Source organism: Mycobacterium sp. IDUB_3 (assembly GCF_055419585.1).
In genome coordinates this window covers 36730-53598 of the sequence record NZ_JBVAXZ010000001.1, presented here as the reverse complement: position 1 = coordinate 53598, position 16869 = coordinate 36730, and the positions used below count along the sequence as shown (strand labels likewise).

The following is a 16869-nucleotide window of genomic DNA, read 5'->3' as shown; positions in this document are numbered from 1 at the left end:
TCGTTCTAGTCCGTGTTCTCGGGTTGGTACTGGACGAACGATTGGAGATGGCGGCGGGTCTGGTGGTCTTGCGCGCCGGGCTCGCCGTCGCTGTGCCGGCCCCGCGTGTAATCGCCCTGCCACGGCACCTTCTCGTTCCCGGCGCCGCCCGCGGCTTCCTGCTCGCGGCCCAGTGCGCCGCGTGAACCGAGGAAGTGCTCGTGCTTGCGGTGCAGTTCCTCGTCGGATTCGATGGGCCGAACCTCGGGGGCGAATTCCTCTAACTCGGCCCGGCGTTGCGGCACGATCATGCAGATCGGCTCGCCGACCTCGAATCGCACCGGCATGTACTCGCGGGTGAACTTCCAGTTCATGCTGAAACTCGAGCTGGACCAATCGGTTTCGACGATGCCTTCCAGTGGGGAGATGGCGTCCTTCGGATAGTTGGCCGGCCCCCGGACCAGCAGGTTGTAGCCCGGCGGGGTGCGAAACAGGATCGGCAGATGCCAGGTCAAGATGCCGTAGCCGAAGTGGCTGGAGGGCAGGAACTGGCCGCTTTCGCGGGTGTCGGGGGCGATCATCAGGTTCGTGCGGTCGTTGCCGCCCATCCATGTCGCGGTGAACGCGCTGCGGTTGCGCACCTCCCAGCCGCTCTGGTTGGCGATCAGCATCGGCAGACACCGGTGCGGCCACCCTTGCCGTATCTCCGACATCCACTCCCGGCCGATCGGCGCGGGGCTGATCGGCGGTGCGATGTCATGGGTGATGTACCCGATCAGGGGGCGGTGCCGCCTGTCGGAGTTGTCACTCATCGGCTCCTCGATTCGCTGGTTACCCGGGGTAGCGAGTATCTCGATCGAGACGGCTGGTCGAAATGTCGACTAGCTGGCGCCCGTCGTCCCGCCGTGGGAATCACGTCCACCATAGAGGCATAGCCCATGTCATGCGCGCCGACGGATGCCAGAATCATCACGGCTCGGGTGCGGCCGGTTGCGTCATGAGCGGGAGTGGCCAGGCCCTCGACGTGCGCGGTGTGCGGCCGCTCGGCGCGGTCAGTGAGCTCGCGAAGGTCTCGGCGCGGCAAGTTCCAGCAGGGAAGACAGGAACAGCTCATCCATCCGTGGGCTCAATTCGCCCAGCGTTGCGGCGCTGGCGTAGCCGGCGGAGCCAAAGACGTGTTCGAGCGCATCGGTGCCAGTCGTGGCCCCGATGGAAAGGCAAAGGCAGGCAACGCCTTCCGCACGGAGTTCTTCGAGGGCCTTGTAGGAGTCGGCTTCGGCGTAACGGCCTTCATAGCCGTCGTCGTAGGGAAATCCATCGGAGAGGACTACCAGCAGCCGATTCGGTGTGCCCGCCTCGGTTTTGAGTATTTCGCCCGCACCTCGGATGCCGGCACCGAGTCGGGTGTAACCCGACGGTTCGAGTTGGTTGAGCCGCGCACGCCCGACAGCGCCGAAGCCTTGGTCGAACGTCTTGATGACCGGTAGGTGGACGGCGTGGCGGCCCTGCGAGCGAAAGGCGTAGACCGCGACCCGATCACCGAGTTCTTCGAGTGTGACGGCCAGGGTGGCGGCCGCCCGTCGCTGGTGGTCGTGCACCGCGAGGCCGTGCGCGTCGGCATCGACGGCGGAGCCGGAGGCGTCGATCAGAATGAGCACACCGAGATTGCGGGCAAGCTTGCGGCGCTCCAGGTAGACGTGTTCAGGCGGGGAGAAGCCGGATTGCAGATCGACGAACAGGTCGATCAGCGCCTCGATGTCCAGGTCGTCCCCGTCGGCACGGCCGCGCAGGACCTTCGGGCCGAGCCCGACGCGAGCCAGGCGGCGCCGCAATACGTCGTCGCGGGCCACACCGGCATCGGAGACGTCGGCGGCGACGGTCAGCGGGAAGTCGATGACACGGCACCAGTCCGGCTTGTACCGGTCGTTGAAGACGTCCCACTCCGGATAGAGCGCGCCCCCCACACCGATCGCAGCACCGGGCTTGCCGTCGTCGGTGAACTGGACCCGGGTGGGCACGGGACGGGCATTCGGACCGATCTCTTGCGCCCGGCGGATGGAGCGAACTGTCATCTCCGAGCCGGCGGCGCCGTCTCCGGGGGAACGCGAACCTCCGAACATCTTGCGGAAGTAATCCGACAGCGCCCGGTTGTTGAGCAGCGGACTCTCAAACAGTTTGAGGATCTTGCTCTCTGAGGACTTGCCGCCGTCGTCGTCTTCGTCCTCGTCGTCCTCCGATTCGGGCGTGTCGACGGGATCGAACCGCAACTGGAGGTCTTTGTCGGTGGTGTGCCCGCCGGGTCCCACGGGTGCCCCCATCAACCGGGAGGGTTTGATGACACCGAACCATCCCGGTGGGTCGGCAACGTTGGTTCGGCTCTTGGCCACCTCGAGCGACTCTTCGGCGGTCGCGGTTCTCGGCCGTCCGCCCTGAGGGAGCACCGCATCGAGTGGAATCCGTTGGGCGAGTTCGGCGAGAACGCGCTGACCTTCGATCGCAAGGTAGCGGCGCGCCAAGGTGGAGCGCGCCCGCAATCCCTTCACCAGTCGCGGATCAAGGCTGCCCGCGCCGAGAAGTGCGGCCTGGACCACCATCTCGCGGCGCTGCTCGTCGACAGAGCCGCCGGGCGAGACGAAGATGAACTTGCCGTTCGTGTGCGCGGGCTGCCCGGCCGGCGCCTCGGTGACTTCGACGGACCTGCCGGCGATGTAAGTGGCGAGAAACCGGAACCGATCAGGATTGTTGGGATTGGAAGTGGCCGTCACGTCTGGGGCAGGACGGTGTTGACGAGTTCATCGAGGGCTCGGATGACATCGTCGTCGTCGGATAGCACCTGGACGACGGCGGCATGGACCGCGCTGCGCAGGTTCAACCCTTCAGCGGCGAGGCCACCGGCGAGAATCAACATGCGAGTGGAGGACACTTCGCGCAACGGTGAGCCGTCGAGGTTGCGGATGGCGTACGCAAGCTTGACCAACGAACGTGCTGTCTCGGTGTCGATTCCGGCTTCGTAGGCCACCACCTCGGTCTCGACCTCGGGGGATGGATAGCCGAGCTCGATGGCGACGAAGCGCTGACGTGTCGACTCCTTGAGGTTCTTCAGGACGCTCTGATATCCGGGGTTGTAGGAGATCACCAACTGGAATCCCGGCGCCGCCCGCAACGTCGTGCCGAGCCGGTCGACGGGCAGCTCACGGCGGTGATCGGCGAGCGGGTGGATGACCACGGTGGTGTCCTGGCGCGCCTCCACCACCTCGTCCAGATAGAAGATGGCGCCCTCGCGCACGGCGCGAGTCAAAGGCCCGTCCACCCAGACCGTTTCACCGCCCTTGAGCAAGAAACGACCCACCAGATCGGCCGACGTCATGTCCTCGTGGCCGGCAACGGTAATCAGGTCCCGGCCCAACTGGTGGGCCATCGCCTCCACGAAACGTGTTTTCCCGCATCCCGTCGGGCCTTTCAACAACACCGGCAGGCCTCGGCGGGCCGCCGCGCGGAAGACCTCAACCTCGTCGCCGATGGCACGGTAGAACGGTGCGTTCGAAACGGAGCGAACGGCTGCGGCTTGACTGTTCAACAATTACTTCCCCCGGTCCAGCGGAATGTTTTTCGGTAGCTTTGCGCCCCCGGGCAGCACGAGCTCACCGTCGTGATTGATGTAGCCGGAATTCGTCAGGGGCACCGGTAGCGAAGGATCGGGGCACGGCCGATCGGTGTCTGCACCGCAGATGCCCATCAGGAAGTACGAGCGCTTCAGGATGTCCTCGGGCCAGGGATCTTGGTGCATGGCGAACCACTGCGCGGGGAGGTTGTAGAAGACGAAGAAGAAGGCGCTGCACGCGGCGAAGATCGCCAGGAAGCGGGTGAGCTGCTGTTTGACCAAACCGCCTCGGACGCGGTCGAGTCCGCGCTCGACGAAGGTCCGTCCTCGGTCGTCGGTGAAGTAGCGCATGCAGCACAGGCCGGCCTGTACACCGCCCCACATGAGCCCTTCGTAGAGCGGCCACTGGTAGTACGTGCCGGGATTGACCGACAGGGCCCGAATCGCGCCCGGGTAGGTGAAAAGCCCCATCGGCATGAGGAACAGGCCCTCGATGACGAAATCGAAGACGAAGGTCCAGGCGATCACCACGCCGATCAGGCCGAAGGTGTTGATGTTGGGCCACCGCTGCTTGGCTTTGCGCATCACCCAGCAGCCGAGCATTGTGCATAGCAGGACGAAGAAGTAGCCGGGAGCGTTCATCAGGAACGGCTCGGCCATCATCGCGCCCGGTTTTCCGAACGACACCCAACCCGGAATGTCCTGGACCCACGAACCCCGGTTCCACATCCAGGTGTTGTACGTGCTCCACGTGTTGAAGTAGTTCAGCAGCGGATCCTGAAAGAACAGCAGGCCGCACGAGATCAGCAGCATGCCGTCCAGCGTGATTCGCCGCTCCCGGCGCCACGGCCGAATGATGAACCACCAGAAGGCAATTGGAAGTCCGACGACGATCACGGCAGTCCAGGTGAACAGGATCGCCTTCATGAACGTCGGTGGATCGCTCGGCCCCGGAGGAACCCGCTCGAAATTGGGCCCGGCGATCCAGCGGATCCACACGTACAGCTGGAAAGCCAGAATGGCGCCCCCGACGACGGCCCAGATCAGCACGGGCTTGGCCCTGGGAGGAGCCTTGGTCCCGAGTGAAGCCACGTCCCCGAGCGACTCGGTCACGGATGGTGCGCTCTTGCTGCTCGACAGCTCTGTCATGACACTGCCCCTCCTGAATCGTTGACATACAGCGTCCGCGAACCCGACTGCGCCCCAGGCGCGAACCGGCCATGGCGCGCCCGCTGTAGGCACGCCCACTCCCACAACGAGGTGATCGGTCGCCGGGCACCGACAGCCTGGCCTGGAGGTAACATACCAATCGGTATCTCAATAACCAAGGATATTCTGAGATTCTATGACAGAATCGCAACATGGTTGAGCGCTGGACGCGAGAGCGGCGCCTTGAGCACACTCGTTTGCTGCTGCTGGATGCCGCGGAAGAGGTGTTTGCCGAAAAAGGTTTCATGGCAGCGTCTCTCGACGACATCGCACACGCCGCGGGCTATACGAAAGGTGCCATCTACAAGCACTTCGCCGCGAAGGAGGACCTGTTCCTGGCCGTCAGCGACCGGTATTGGCGCCGGTATTTCGACAACTTCTCCGAGGTGATGTCGACCTCCACCCAGATCGGGGCTCGCGAACTCGACCAGATCGCCGACCGTTGGCGAAAACTAAGCCATGACCGTGGCGCCGAGCACGCCGCGTTGGGACACGAATTCACCCTGTATCTACTGCGCAACCCCGACGCCCGGCAACGCGTGGCCGCGAAGCGATCAGCAGTCGTCGAGGCACTGGCCAAGTTCATCGTCGAAGGCATGGACCGGCTGGGCGGAGCGCTGCTGATCCCCCCGTTGACATTCGCCCACATACTCGTCGCCACCACCGACTCGGTCATGCTCAGCAGCCAGCTCGACGACATCGATCTTTACCGGCCCATCCTCGAAATGTATGTGTCAGTCATCAAATTACCTTGAGGACAACGCATTTCACCACCCAAGTCTCGCTGAGCAGTCGCAGCCGAGAGTTTCCGAACCATCTGAGCCTCGGTCGTCAAGCCGCGCCCGCGGGCAAGTCATCTCGCTGAACGCCTGAGCGGGCTCGCCCGGCACTGAGCGCGCGTGCTCGGGACGACACCCGCGCGCAACCCCGCGTGTAGGTTCCGCCGGCATTCTTGGAACCTCTTCCGATTCTTGGATACCCATGAGTATATTTACGGGCGACCTGACGAACCTTGGCTCCCGCCCTCAATCGCCGGCCCCGCTGCGGGTCGGGTCGAGGCACGACGAGCCTCTCTGCGACCCAGGAGACAGCGCGATGAGTGATCTGTCGAACAAGACCAAGGCGCCACCCCTCCCCGAGGCCGCTGTCGGCAGGGTGGCCGAACGTAGCGGGCAGGCCGAGTCCGCGGTCAAGCCGGTCAAGGTCTGGGCTGCCATTGGTGGCGCACTTCTCGCACTTCAGTTGTACGTCTGGATCCGCTGGATCACGGGCCCGTATTTCGAACGGGTGGCTTCCGGTCCGGATAACCCGCCGATGTATATGAAAGTGCCTCTCGTGGCGAATGCGGTCTTTGCGTGGATCGGGCTGCCATTCGCGGTGTGGTGGTTCATCATTCGGCCGTGGCGCCGCGAGCGGCGGATCACCCTGGACGGCATGCTCATGGTTTCGATGGGCCTGATGTTCTTCCAGGATCCACTGCTCAACTACTTGAATACCTGGTGTACCTACAACACCTGGATGCCCAACCGAGGCTCATGGTCGTCCAACATCCCGGGCTGGGTGTCGCCGGAGGTACCCGGACACCAGGTCGTGGAACCGCTTCTGACCAACGTGCCCGGCTACTCATTCGGAAATCTGCTGATCGTGATGCTCGGGTGCTGGGTGATGCGCAGGATCAAGGCGCGCTGGCCCGCCGTCGGCAACGCGCCGTTGATAGCCCTTGCCTTCGCGTTCAATATCCTGCTCGACTTCGTCATGGAGGGCCTGATCTTCTTGCCGATCGGGTTCTTTGTGTATCCCGGTGCGATTCGGACGGTGTCAATCAACGCCGGCACGTATTACCAATGGCCCATCTACGAAGGCCTGATGTGGGGCGGTGTCCTGACCGCGCTGTGTTGTCTGCGCTTCTTCACCGACGACCGTGGCCGCACTGTCGCGGAGCGCGGACTCGACCATGTCCGAGGCGGTTTCGCCAAAGCTCAACTGACCCGCTTCCTGGCGATCTTCGCCGCGGTGAGCGCCTGCTTCTTCTTCTTTTACAACCTTCCGGCGCAATGGATCGGCATGCACGCCGACCCCTGGCCCGAAGATGTTCAAAAGCGTTCCTACCTCAACGGTGGCATCTGCGGTGACGGCACCGACCAGCCGTGCCCCAACCCTGTCTTGCCCATGCCTACGAAACGTTCCGGGTACAACAACACCGACGGCAAGCTCGTCCTACCGAAAGGGGCCGAACTTCCCACGACGGTGCCTTTCGAATCGCATCGGTGAGGATGTGATTCGCCAGTGACCTTCGCGCCGTCCGATCACGTTGCGCGGCAGGGTTGTAGGGTGCTTTCGGGCTAACCGCGTATCACCGCGTCCTGGCCAGCTCCGCGATGGTGTTGACCCGCCGGACAGCCGCCGCCGTCTCGTCGGCGAACTCGCGGCGGCGCCGGGCGATGTCCAGGTCCTCGCGGGCGTCCACAAGTTCGCGATGCCTCGCCAACCGCAGCGCCGTCTTGAACAGCTCCATCGACCTCGACTCGGCGCTGGCGATACGGCGTTGCAACTCCCACTGCTTGCCTACCTCGAGGCACTCGGCGAGAAACGCGTCCTCGTCGAACGATTCGTCGTCGTGGTCGGCGAGCCGGTCGGCGACGATGTGGTAAGCGTCGAGGAATGGGCGCAGCACGAGGTGCGCCAGCAGGACGTCGGCCTTTTCCAGGAGGCCGCGCACGTCGGCGGCGCCGGCCGCCTTGCTGGTGTCATCCACCCGCCCGATCAGGCGCACCTCGTCGGCGAGTTCCTTTTCGAATTGCGCGCGCGCCGAGAACAGGAACTCGAATTTCAGCAACTCGCGCAGGCGTAGCGCCTCATCGCGCACGGCAGTCGGTTGCACCAGCCCATCCACTGACCCCTCGGCGTCCTCTACGGCTGCCAGCAATGCCGTCTCGGCGATCGCGCGGTCGACCACGATGTGAATGGCGGCGTTGCGGTAGAACGCGGCCACCAGGTGCTGTTCCGCCCCGATGCCCCAGACCGGTTCGGTGCCGGCGTCGTACACGCTGACGACGCCCGAGGCGACCAACTGGTGCAGGGTCCAGCGGATGGTCGAGCGATTCGTCAGGTCGGCGGCGCCGGCCACCTTCCAGTTGCGCGCCGCGATGTAGCTCGCCAGCGGGCGCACGGTGGCCAGAACCTCGCTGATGGACAGTGAGCGGTCGGCGCCCAGCAGCGCGAGGCTCACCACCGCGGTCGGGGTGACGGGCGTGGCGCGGTTGATCCGGTGTTCGACGTCTAACGCGATGCGTTCGATCTCGGTGCTGGTGCCGGACTCCTCGGCGCGCAGCTCCTCGAGGCGCTTGCGCAGCGGCAGCGGTTCGCCGAAGTCCAGGTAGGCGCGGCCGAGCCGCTCACCCTGCTGTCGCGCCAACCGGATCAGGAAGCGAAAGTCCTCGGGCCGCTTCGGTGCACCGTAGGCCTCGGTAGTCATCGCTTCCACCTCGTGCAGCTGGTCGTACACGATGGAGGTCGGCACCAAATACACCTCGGGGCCGTCGATTTCGTCGACAGCGTCGCTGATGTAGCGCAGAATCCCGAACACCGGCGGCCGAAGCTTGCCCGTCCTGGTCCGGCCGCCTTCGATCGACCAGGTCAGGTTGGCGTGGCTTTGCACCAGTTGCGCGGCGTAGGCGCGCAACACGAATCGGTAGACGGGAATGTCTTTCGTCTGGCGCCGGATGAAGATCGTTCCCGTTCGCTTTGCCCAGGCACCCATCGGGAAGAAGTTCAGGTTGGCGCCGCCGAAGGTAAGTGCGGGTGAGAGCCGGTTGGCCTGGATCACCTCAGGCAGCAGCAGCCCATCAAGATAAGACCGATGCGAAAAGGCAAACGCCAGTGTGGCTTTGCGGTCCAGCTTACGCAGCTGGGCGATCTGATCCTCGTCGGTCAGCACGTCGTAGGCGCGCATCAGCCAGCAGCTGAAGCTACGCCAGGCCCTTACCGCCCCCTCGTCGAGCGAGGGCGCCATCTCCCGCAGGTAGCTGGCGGCCTCGGCGCGCACGCCGTCCAGATCGCGCCCAAGCTCGTGGGCCAGCTTGCCCAGCCGCTCGTCATACCATGGCGCGCCCAGCAATTCAGCCACCTCGGCCGGGTCCGTCGACAGCGGTGAAGTCGATTCGGTGATCATGCCGCTGCGCTGCAACAGCTTTCGAACTCCCGCGCGGCCGATTTCACGGGCGCTGCCCGCCGGTCCCCCGCTCATGCCGGCTGCACCGAGACGGCTCCGGACGGCTCGTGCACGTCCGGATGTGATTCGGGCGCATAGAGCTGCTCGATCTCTTCGCCGTATTTCGCCATGATCGGCTTGCGCTTGAGCTTCATCGTCAGCGTGATCTCGTCACCGCCGGGTTCCCACAAGGTGGGCAGGATACGGAACCGTTTGATCTGTTCCACCCGGGAGAGTTTTTCGTTGCCCGCAGCCACCCCGGCGGCGATCTGCGCGATGACCTCCGGGTCGGCCGCCAGGGCGGCGGGCGAGGCATCGGCCAAACCGCGCTGGGCCGCGTACGGGCCGACCGAGTCCGCGTCGAAGACCATCAGTGCGGTGTTGTACGGCCGGCCGTCGCCGATGGTGATCATCACCCCGACCATGGGACACGCGGCCAGGATGGCGTTCTCAATGTTGGCCGGCGACATGTTCTTTCCGGCCGCATTGATGATCAGCTCCTTCTTGCGATCCACCACGCGCAGATAGCCTTGGGCGTCCGCTTCCAGGATGTCGCCGGTGTGTAGCCAGCCCTCGGCGTCGATCGCCTCGGCGGTCTTCGCCGGCTCCTTGCGGTAGCCCCTCATCACCAGCGGACCGCGCACCAGGAACTCGCCGTCGTCGGCGATCCTGCCCTCCAGCCCGGGCAGCAGCCTGCCGACCGTACCCAGCCGGGCCTCGCGCGGATGACTCACGGCCGCAACGCAACTCAGCTCTGACATGCCCCACACTTCGGCGATCGGAATGCCGATGCCGGCGAAGAAGGCCAATGTCTCCTTGGGAATGGGCGCCGCACCGGACACCGCCCAGCGCAGTTCGCCGAACCCGAGCCGCTCGCGCAGCTTGGACAACACCAGCTCGTCGGCCCGGGCCCATTCGGCGGCCAGCTCGTCGGACATCCTGCCGCCGGCCACCAGGGCGTCGGCCCGCTTGGCGGCCACCGCCATCGCCCACTGCAACGCCTGACGCTTGACCTCGTCGGCCTCGTTGGCGACGGTGAATTCGATTCCCGCCTTAAGCTTTTCCCAGACCCGCGGCACCGCGGCCCACACCGTGGGCCGCACGTCGGGCAGCGCCGCGGCGATGGCCCGCGGATCGTCGACGACGGTGACCTGGGCGCCGAACACCTCCAGGGCATAGAGCCCCATCACTCGGTCGGCCATGTGCGCCGTCGGCAGATACGAGGTGACCCGGTCACCGAACTCCGAAGGAAGCACGCTGTTGAGGGCGCGGGACTCGAACAGCAGGTTGGCGTGCGTCATCTCCACACCCTTGGGGTTTCCGGTGGTTCCCGAGGTGTAGACGAGCGTGACGATGTCGTCGGGTTGTACCGCGCGCCAGGTCGATTCGAAGTCGAAGTCGTCTTCGCCCGCCTCGTACAGCTGCTCGACCGACAGGGTGCCCGGCGGCGCGCCGTCGATACAGACGATGTGCTCGATCGGCACCCCGCTGGCGCGAATACGGTCCACGTACTGCTCCTCGCAGATCGCGACCTTGGTGCCCGCGTTGCCGAACAGATACGTCAGCTGCTCGGCAGGCAGCGTGTTGTACACCGAAAACGATGTCGCCCCAAGGTGTTGCGTGCCGATTTCGAGCGGATAGAACGCGATCCGGTTGGCCATCATCAGCGAGACGGCGTCGCCGCGCCGGATCCCCAAGCCCGCCAGGCCGGCGGCGACCTTGCGCACCTGTTCGGCGCACTCGCGCCACGTCATTGTCTGGGTTGCACCGGGTGTGCGCAGCACGACGGCGTCGGGGTCGACCGCGGCGTTGCGCTGAAACGCCTCGCACAAGGTGGCCGGCTCCTGGGGTGTCGTCATTTCCGTCCTCCTCGGCGCCGCATCAGCACTGCCCTCGTGAGCCTACTTCCGAGCACAGGGGCACGGAACATATCGGGTGACTTCACCGGTTCACGCCCCCGGGCGCCACAGCTGCACCGTGCTCGTCGCCCCGCCGGGCAATTCCACCAGCTCGATCGGCGTGCCGTCGGGGTCGTGGATGAAGAACATCCGCACGCCCCCGATGTCGACGGGCGGGTCGGCCCGGATAGCGGGGTGGTGGCGCGTCACGGTGTCGTAGGCGGCGTCGAGATCGTCGACGCGAAACGACATGTTGGTGTAGCCCAGGTGCGGGCCGCTCGGGCACTCGGGCACCGCTCCCAACGACAACAGCTCCACCATCGCCGCCCCGATCAGCCCGCCGATCATGCGGCCCCGCTGGGCGGCGCCGCCGGTGACCGAATCCAGTCCGGCGCCTGCGAGTTCGACGTCGAACACCACGTCCATGCCCAACACAGCGGTGTAGAAGGCCAGCGACGCCTCGATGTCGGAGACGCCGATGCAGACGTGCGAGAAGTTCTGCACCGCGATGGGGTGCTGCTGGGTCATGAGGGCTCCTTGCCGGCGTGGGGTGGGTGAATGCCACAGGTACAGGCGTCAATCGAGGGGCACGTGCAGCGCATCCCCCACTCGATCACCGCGCGGGCGCGGGCCAGCGAGTCCATTTGGGCGTCGATCTCGGCGAGTTTGGACTCGGCCAGAGCGCGGCTGGCCGGCCGCCCGGGGGCGTCGTCGGCGAACAGCAGCTGGATCTCTTCCAGCGAGAACCCGGCGGCCTTGCAGAGCGCGATCACCTCGAGGCGGGCCAAAATCGAGTCGTCGTAGCGGCGTTGGCCGCCCAGCCGTGCCGGCTCCGGCACCAGGCCGATCTGCTCGTAGTAGCGCAACGCCGTCGCCGCCACCCCGGCCTGGCGCGCCACCTCGCCGATCGTCAGGCTTGGCGGCATCGCACCTCCCAGAAATTCGATGCTTGACTTCGAGCCAACTCTAAGTCCTTGACTGGGGTTATGACCATCCCCCAACCCGCGGAACTCAGCCGTTCTCGCTACGCCCTGCTGCGATCGTTTCGCCGCGACGGCACGCCCGTCGACACCCCGATCTGGTTCGCGTTCGACGACGACGGCCTGCTGTTCCGGACCAGGGTCGGCCCGAAGACCAGGCGGCTGGCCGCCCGCCGTGACGTCGAACTCGCGGCCTGCGACCACCGGGGCCGGGTGCGTCCCGGCGCGACGACGGTGACGGGCCGCGCCACGGTGCTGTCCGGCGCCGAGGCCGCCCGCGCCAACCGCGTGCTGCACCGCCGCTACGGCTGGCAGTGGAACATCGTCCCGCTGATCAAGGTGCCCGGCGTGACCAACGTGCACCAAGACCTGTGCGCACGAGAGAAGTTGCGGCGCGCCCGCGACCGCCGCGTGTGGCCGGACAGCGTCATCGTGCGGGTGGACCTGCCATGACGCGCGCAACGGTGCCCGACCCCGTCCGCTCCCCCGGCTTCGGCCAATGCTGCAGCGCCGCAGCGGGATTGGTGCTCGGCATGGTGCGCCCGAAGCGGCCCGACGAACGGTTTCTGCGCAGCGTCGTCGATGCGGGTCTGCCGGCTCCCGGCCGCACCGTGACGGTGACCGTGCTGCCCCAAGTGCCACGCCCGGTGCCGACCGCCGCCATCGTCGAGGGCACGTTCATCCCGGCGCGCGTCGAGAACTCGCTGACCTCGTTCGTCGTCACTCACCCGGAGGCGACGTTCATCGTCGACCCCGCCGTCTGCGTCGACGTCGAGCGACGCGCGATCTCCCAGCTGCCCGCCGTGCTGCGGGTCGCCGTTCGCCCGCCGGCCGGCACCATCCCCACCCGCACGGCGCTGAACCGGTTGCCCGACCCGCCACGCCTGGATTTCGCGCTCCCCACCCACGCGCACTGGGATCATGTGTCGGGCCTGTTGGACCTGCCGGATCTCCCCGTGCACCTGCACCGTCGCGAACACGACTGGATCGGCTCGGGTCGTGTCGCTCCCGTCGGCGGCGTGCGCGATGCGCTGCGGGGCCGGCCCGTCAGCGAATACGACCTGGACGGGCCGCCGGTGCTGACCTTCACCGCCGGCCACGACCTCTTCGGCGACAGCTCGGTCATCCTGGTAGACCTGGCCGGGCACACCCCGGGCAGCGTCGGGGTGCTCGCCCACACCGCGCGGGGCTGGATCCTGATCGCCGGGGACGCCGCCTGGCACCATTTGCAGATCGAGAAGGTCCGGCAGAAGTCGGGCTATCCGGGTGTTTTGGTGGACGAAAACCGTGCGGAGACCTTCAAGACCCTGCAACGCCTGCACCTGGCACGGCACGCGGTGACGATCATCCCGACCCACGACCATCAGGCGGCGTTGCGATTGGCCGGGTAGCCGTTCGCCTACCCGCCCAGGCAGCCGGGGCCGAGCAGCGCCTTGAGATCCCCCATCAGCGCCGGCGACGGCGTAACCCGAAGGGAGGCATCCAGTTCCAGCGTGGTGATCCGGTCCCCGCTGATCAGCCGCAGATGCACCTGCGACGTGCCGGGGTGGCGGGCCAGCACCTGTTTGAGCGCGGTGACCTTGTCGATGGTGCACTGCCGCGTCGGCAGGCTGACCGCCAGCGGCCGGTTAGGTTGCGCGTTGGAGAAGTCCGGCACCACAAGCTCATTGGCGATCAACGCGACCCGGTCGTCGCGCAGCGACACCTTGGCCTTGATCAGCACCACGACGTCGTCGGCGATGTCGGCGCCGTACACGGAATACGCCTGTGGGAAGAACATCACCTCGATGCCACCGGTGAGGTCCTCCAATTGGGCCGACGCCCAAGGCATCCCGTTCTTGTTGACCCGCCGGTTGACCGAGGCGAGGATGCCGCCGACCCGCACCTGGGTGTCGTTGGGCACATCGCCGTCGAGGATGGCCGGGATCTGGGTGTCGACCTGCGCGGTCAGCAGGTGCGCCACCTGGTTGAGCGGGTGCCCGGACACGTACAGGCCCAGCATTTCTCGCTCCAGGGCCAGCTTGTGCTTGTCCTCCCACTCGTCGTCGGGCACCTTGATGTTGAACACAGAGTCGATGCCGCTGCCATCTGGGCCGCCGCCGAACAGGTCGAACTGACCCATCGCCTCGGCCTTCTTGGTGCCCAGCACCGAGTCGACCGCGTCCGTGTGCACCAGGAACAGACCCTTGCGAGCGTGACCCAGCGAGTCGAAGGCGCCCGCCTTGATCAACGATTCGGTGACCTTCTTGTTGCAGGCCGCGACGTCGATCTTGTTGAGGTAATCCGAGAAGTCGGTGAACTTGCCCTTGCCGTTGCGGGTGCCGATCAGCGATCCGACCACGTTGGCGCCGACGTTGCGCACCGCGCCCAGCCCGAACCGGATGTCTTGGCCCACCGAGGCGAAGTTCACCAGGGACTCGTTGACGTCCGGCGGCAGCACCGTGATGCCCAGCTTGCGGCAGTCGGCCAGGTAGACCGCGGCCTTGTCCTTGTCGTCGCCCACCGAGGTCAGCAGGCCGGCCATGTACTCGGCCGGATAGTTGGCCTTCAGGTAGGCCGTCCAATACGACACCAGGCCGTAGCCGGCCGCGTGCGACTTGTTGAACGCGTACCCGGCGAACGGAAGAATGGTGTCCCACAACGCTTTCACGGCCTTCTCGGAGAAGCCGTTGGCGGTCATGCCTTCGTAGAAGCCCTTGTACTCGGCCTCGAGCACCTCGAGCTTCTTCTTACCCATCGCCTTACGCAGCGCGTCGGCTTTGCCCATCGTGTAGGAGGCGACCTTCTGGGCGATGAACATGATCTGCTCTTGGTAGACGATCAGGCCGTGCGTCTCGGCCAGGATCTCGCGCAGCGGCTCCTCGAGTTCCGGGTGGATCGGCTTGACCGCCTGACGACCGTTCTTGCGGTCGGCGTAGTCGTTGTGGGCGTTCATCCCCATCGGGCCGGGCCGGTACAGCGCCAGCACCGCGACGATGTCGTTGAACTCGGTGGGCTGCATGCGGCGCAACAGGTCGCGCATCGGGCCGCCGTCGAGCTGGAACACCCCCAGGGTGTCACCCCGGCCGAGCAGCTCGTAGGTGGGCTTGTCGTCCAGCGGCACCGACTCCAGGTCGAGGTCAATTCCCCTGTTGCTCTTGATGTTTTCCAGGGCGTCGCCGATGATCGTCAGGTTCCGCAGGCCCAGGAAGTCCATCTTCAGCAGGCCGATGGCCTCACACGACGGGTAGTCCCAGCCGGTGATGATGGCCCCGTCCTGGGGCCGCTTCCACAGCGGGATGGCCTCGGTCAGCGGCTCGCTGCTCATGATCACCGCACACGCGTGCACGCCGGCGTTGCGGATCAGGCCTTCCAGGCCGCGCGCGGTCTGGTAGATGGTGCGAACGTCCGGGTCGGTTTCGATCAGGCCGCGGACCTCGGCGGCCTCCTTGTACCGCTCATGGCCCGGGTCGGTGATGCCAGACAGCGGAATGTCTTTGGCCATGATCGGCGGCGGCAGCGCCTTGGTGATCCGGTCGGCGATCGCGAACCCGGGCTGCCCGTAGTGGATGCGCGCCGAATCCTTCAGCGCCGCTTTGGTTTTAATGGTGCCGAAGGTGATGACCTGGGCGACGCGGTCGGAGCCCCACTTCTCGGCGGCGTAGCGCACCATCTCGCCGCGACGACGGTCGTCGAAGTCGATATCGATGTCGGGCGCCGACGGCCGTTCCGGGTTGAGGAAGCGCTCGAACAGCAGACCGTGCGGGATCGGATCGATGTTGGTGATGCCAAGCGCGTAGGCCACCAGCGAGCCCGCCGCCGAGCCACGCCCCGGCCCCACCCGGATGTCGACCGATCGCGCGTAGTTGATCAGGTCGGCGACGATCAGGAAGTACGACGGGAAGCCCTTGTCGCAGATGACCTTGATCTCGTACTCGGCCCGGTCGATGTAGTCCTGCCCGACGCCGGACGGGAACCGGCGCTGCAGCCCGGCCAGCACCTCGTGGTGCAGCCAGGTGGCCTGGTCGTGTCCCTCGGGCACCGGGAAGATCGGCATCCGGTCGCGCGGCGCCCACACCTCGTCGTAGGACTGCACCCGCTCGGCGATCAGCAGGGTGGAGTCGCAGGCGCCGGGAACCTCGTCGTCCCAGATCTGGCGCATGTCGGCGGCCGACTTCAGGTAGTAGCCGTCGCCGTCGAATTTGAACCGGTTGGGGTCCGAGAGGGTCTTGCCGGTCTGCACGCACAGCAGCGCCTCGTGGTTGTGGGCGGCGTCGCGGGTGACGTAGTGGCAGTCGTTGGTGGCCAGCGGCGGGATGCCCAGCTTGCGGCCGATCTCCAGCAGGCCTTCGCGGACCCGCGTCTCGATGGACAACCCGTGATCCATCAGCTCCAGGAAGTAGTTGTCGGCGCCGAAGATCTCGCGCCACTTGGCGGCCGACTCCAGCGCCTCGCGCTCGTGTCCCAGCCGCAGCCGGGTCTGCACCTCCCCCGACGGGCACCCGGTGGTGGCGATGATGCCCTCGGCGTGTTCGGCGATGATCTCGGCGTCCATCCGCGACCATTTGCCGAGCTGGCCCTCGAAGGAGGCCAGCGAGGACAGCTTGAACAGGTTGCGCAGGCCGGTGGCGTTCTCGGCCACCATCGTCATGTGCGTGTAGGAGCCGCTGCCCGACACGTCGTCGGACTTCTGGCCGGGGTCACCCCACAGGATCCGCCGGGTGTCGAAGCGCGAGGCCGGCGCGATGTAGGCCTCGACGCCGATGATCGGCTTGATCCCGGCCTTGGTGGCCGCGTTGTAGAACTCGCTGGCGCCGAACATGTTTCCGTGGTCGGTCATCCCGACCGCGGGCATTTGCAGCCGGTCCACCTCGGCCAGCATCGGCGCGATCTTCGCGGCACCGTCCAACATCGAATACTCGGTGTGGTTATGCAGGTGCACGAAGGATGGCTCGCGACGAGCGCTCGCGTGAGGAGGAATCGAACCGGTCATAGGGACGCCAGTCTATGACC

13 protein-coding genes are annotated in these 16869 nt (G+C 66.0%); 4 read left to right on the top strand and 9 right to left on the bottom strand.

Going from position 1 to position 16869, the window contains the following annotated elements; all coding sequences use genetic code 11:
- Positions 1 to 5: 5 nt before the first annotated feature.
- The 4 genes from ACZYVJ_RS00145 to ACZYVJ_RS00130 form a co-directional block, all read right to left on the bottom strand.
- Positions 6 to 791, bottom strand: a complete 786-nt coding sequence (locus ACZYVJ_RS00145) for a DUF6065 family protein (protein WP_463829146.1) — start codon at positions 789 to 791, stop codon at positions 6 to 8.
- Positions 792 to 1031: 240 nt separating this feature from the next.
- Complete coding sequence (locus ACZYVJ_RS00140) at positions 1032 to 2744, bottom strand: nitric oxide reductase activation protein NorD (protein ID WP_463829145.1); 1713 nt, start codon at positions 2742 to 2744, stop codon at positions 1032 to 1034.
- The gene (locus ACZYVJ_RS00135) at positions 2741 to 3559 is read right to left on the bottom strand and encodes an AAA family ATPase (protein ID WP_463829144.1); all 819 of its coding nucleotides are present in this window, start codon (positions 3557 to 3559) and stop codon (positions 2741 to 2743) included. Before ACZYVJ_RS00135 ends, ACZYVJ_RS00140 begins: the two co-directional genes overlap by 4 nt.
- A complete protein-coding gene (locus ACZYVJ_RS00130; protein ID WP_463829143.1) occupies positions 3560 to 4729 on the bottom strand; it encodes a spirocyclase AveC family protein in 1170 nt (389 codons plus the stop codon).
- Positions 4730 to 4941: 212 nt separating this feature from the next.
- Here ACZYVJ_RS00130 and ACZYVJ_RS00125 point away from each other — a divergent pair, with 212 nt between their 5' ends.
- Both ACZYVJ_RS00125 and ACZYVJ_RS00120 read left to right on the top strand, forming a co-directional pair.
- Positions 4942 to 5544, top strand: coding sequence for a TetR/AcrR family transcriptional regulator (locus ACZYVJ_RS00125; RefSeq protein ID WP_463829142.1), 603 nt, complete (start codon positions 4942 to 4944; stop codon positions 5542 to 5544).
- Positions 5545 to 5884: 340 nt separating this feature from the next.
- Positions 5885 to 7060, top strand: coding sequence for a spirocyclase AveC family protein (locus ACZYVJ_RS00120; protein WP_463829141.1), 1176 nt, complete (start codon positions 5885 to 5887; stop codon positions 7058 to 7060).
- Positions 7061 to 7142: 82 nt separating this feature from the next.
- Here the strand turns inward: ACZYVJ_RS00120 and ACZYVJ_RS00115 are convergent, their stop codons facing one another.
- The 4 genes from ACZYVJ_RS00115 to ACZYVJ_RS00100 all read right to left on the bottom strand — a co-directional run bounded on the left by ACZYVJ_RS00115 (position 7143) and on the right by ACZYVJ_RS00100 (position 11823).
- The gene (locus tag ACZYVJ_RS00115; protein WP_463829140.1) at positions 7143 to 9035 is read right to left on the bottom strand and encodes a lysophospholipid acyltransferase; all 1893 of its coding nucleotides are present in this window, start codon (positions 9033 to 9035) and stop codon (positions 7143 to 7145) included.
- On the bottom strand, positions 9032 to 10858 hold the full coding sequence (gene fadD11 / locus ACZYVJ_RS00110) for a fatty acid--CoA ligase FadD11 (protein WP_463829139.1): 1827 nt from the start codon (positions 10856 to 10858) through the stop codon (positions 9032 to 9034). Before fadD11 ends, ACZYVJ_RS00115 begins: the two co-directional genes overlap by 4 nt.
- A 90-nt stretch (positions 10859 to 10948) precedes the next feature.
- Positions 10949 to 11425, bottom strand: a complete 477-nt coding sequence (locus tag ACZYVJ_RS00105; protein WP_463829138.1) for a VOC family protein — start codon at positions 11423 to 11425, stop codon at positions 10949 to 10951.
- Positions 11422 to 11823, bottom strand: a complete 402-nt coding sequence (locus tag ACZYVJ_RS00100; RefSeq protein WP_463829137.1) for a helix-turn-helix domain-containing protein — start codon at positions 11821 to 11823, stop codon at positions 11422 to 11424. Before ACZYVJ_RS00100 ends, ACZYVJ_RS00105 begins: the two co-directional genes overlap by 4 nt.
- Positions 11824 to 11883: 60 nt before the next feature.
- On the opposite strand from ACZYVJ_RS00100, the gene ACZYVJ_RS00095 reads away from it, so the two are divergent.
- Positions 11884 to 12330, top strand: a complete 447-nt coding sequence (locus tag ACZYVJ_RS00095) for a PPOX class F420-dependent oxidoreductase (protein WP_463829136.1) — start codon at positions 11884 to 11886, stop codon at positions 12328 to 12330.
- Positions 12327 to 13268 carry an MBL fold metallo-hydrolase gene (locus ACZYVJ_RS00090; protein WP_463829135.1) on the top strand — a complete coding sequence of 314 codons (942 nt, stop codon included), beginning with the start codon at positions 12327 to 12329 and terminating at the stop codon, positions 13266 to 13268. The genes ACZYVJ_RS00095 and ACZYVJ_RS00090 overlap by 4 nt, the downstream gene beginning before the upstream one ends.
- A gap of 8 nt (positions 13269 to 13276) precedes the next feature.
- Here the strand turns inward: ACZYVJ_RS00090 and dnaE are convergent, their stop codons facing one another.
- Positions 13277 to 16849 carry a DNA polymerase III subunit alpha gene (dnaE, locus tag ACZYVJ_RS00085; protein WP_463829134.1) on the bottom strand — a complete coding sequence of 1191 codons (3573 nt, stop codon included), beginning with the start codon at positions 16847 to 16849 and terminating at the stop codon, positions 13277 to 13279.
- Between the last annotated feature and the right edge of the window lie 20 nt (positions 16850 to 16869).

Coding starts and splice junctions, on each gene's coding strand:
- ACZYVJ_RS00105 (WP_463829138.1), bottom strand. CDS start 11,425: ATGACCCAGCAGCACCCCATCGCGGTGCAGAACTTCTCGCACGTCTGC.
- ACZYVJ_RS00125 (WP_463829142.1), top strand. CDS start 4,942: ATGGTTGAGCGCTGGACGCGAGAGCGGCGCCTTGAGCACACTCGTTTG.
- dnaE (WP_463829134.1), bottom strand. CDS start 16,849: ATGACCGGTTCGATTCCTCCTCACGCGAGCGCTCGTCGCGAGCCATCC.
- ACZYVJ_RS00090 (WP_463829135.1), top strand. CDS start 12,327: ATGACGCGCGCAACGGTGCCCGACCCCGTCCGCTCCCCCGGCTTCGGC.
- ACZYVJ_RS00095 (WP_463829136.1), top strand. CDS start 11,884: ATGACCATCCCCCAACCCGCGGAACTCAGCCGTTCTCGCTACGCCCTG.
- ACZYVJ_RS00115 (WP_463829140.1), bottom strand. CDS start 9,035: ATGAGCGGGGGACCGGCGGGCAGCGCCCGTGAAATCGGCCGCGCGGGA.
- fadD11 (WP_463829139.1), bottom strand. CDS start 10,858: ATGACGACACCCCAGGAGCCGGCCACCTTGTGCGAGGCGTTTCAGCGC.
- ACZYVJ_RS00100 (WP_463829137.1), bottom strand. CDS start 11,823: ATGCCGCCAAGCCTGACGATCGGCGAGGTGGCGCGCCAGGCCGGGGTG.
- ACZYVJ_RS00120 (WP_463829141.1), top strand. CDS start 5,885: ATGAGTGATCTGTCGAACAAGACCAAGGCGCCACCCCTCCCCGAGGCC.
- ACZYVJ_RS00145 (WP_463829146.1), bottom strand. CDS start 791: ATGAGTGACAACTCCGACAGGCGGCACCGCCCCCTGATCGGGTACATC.
- ACZYVJ_RS00130 (WP_463829143.1), bottom strand. CDS start 4,729: ATGACAGAGCTGTCGAGCAGCAAGAGCGCACCATCCGTGACCGAGTCG.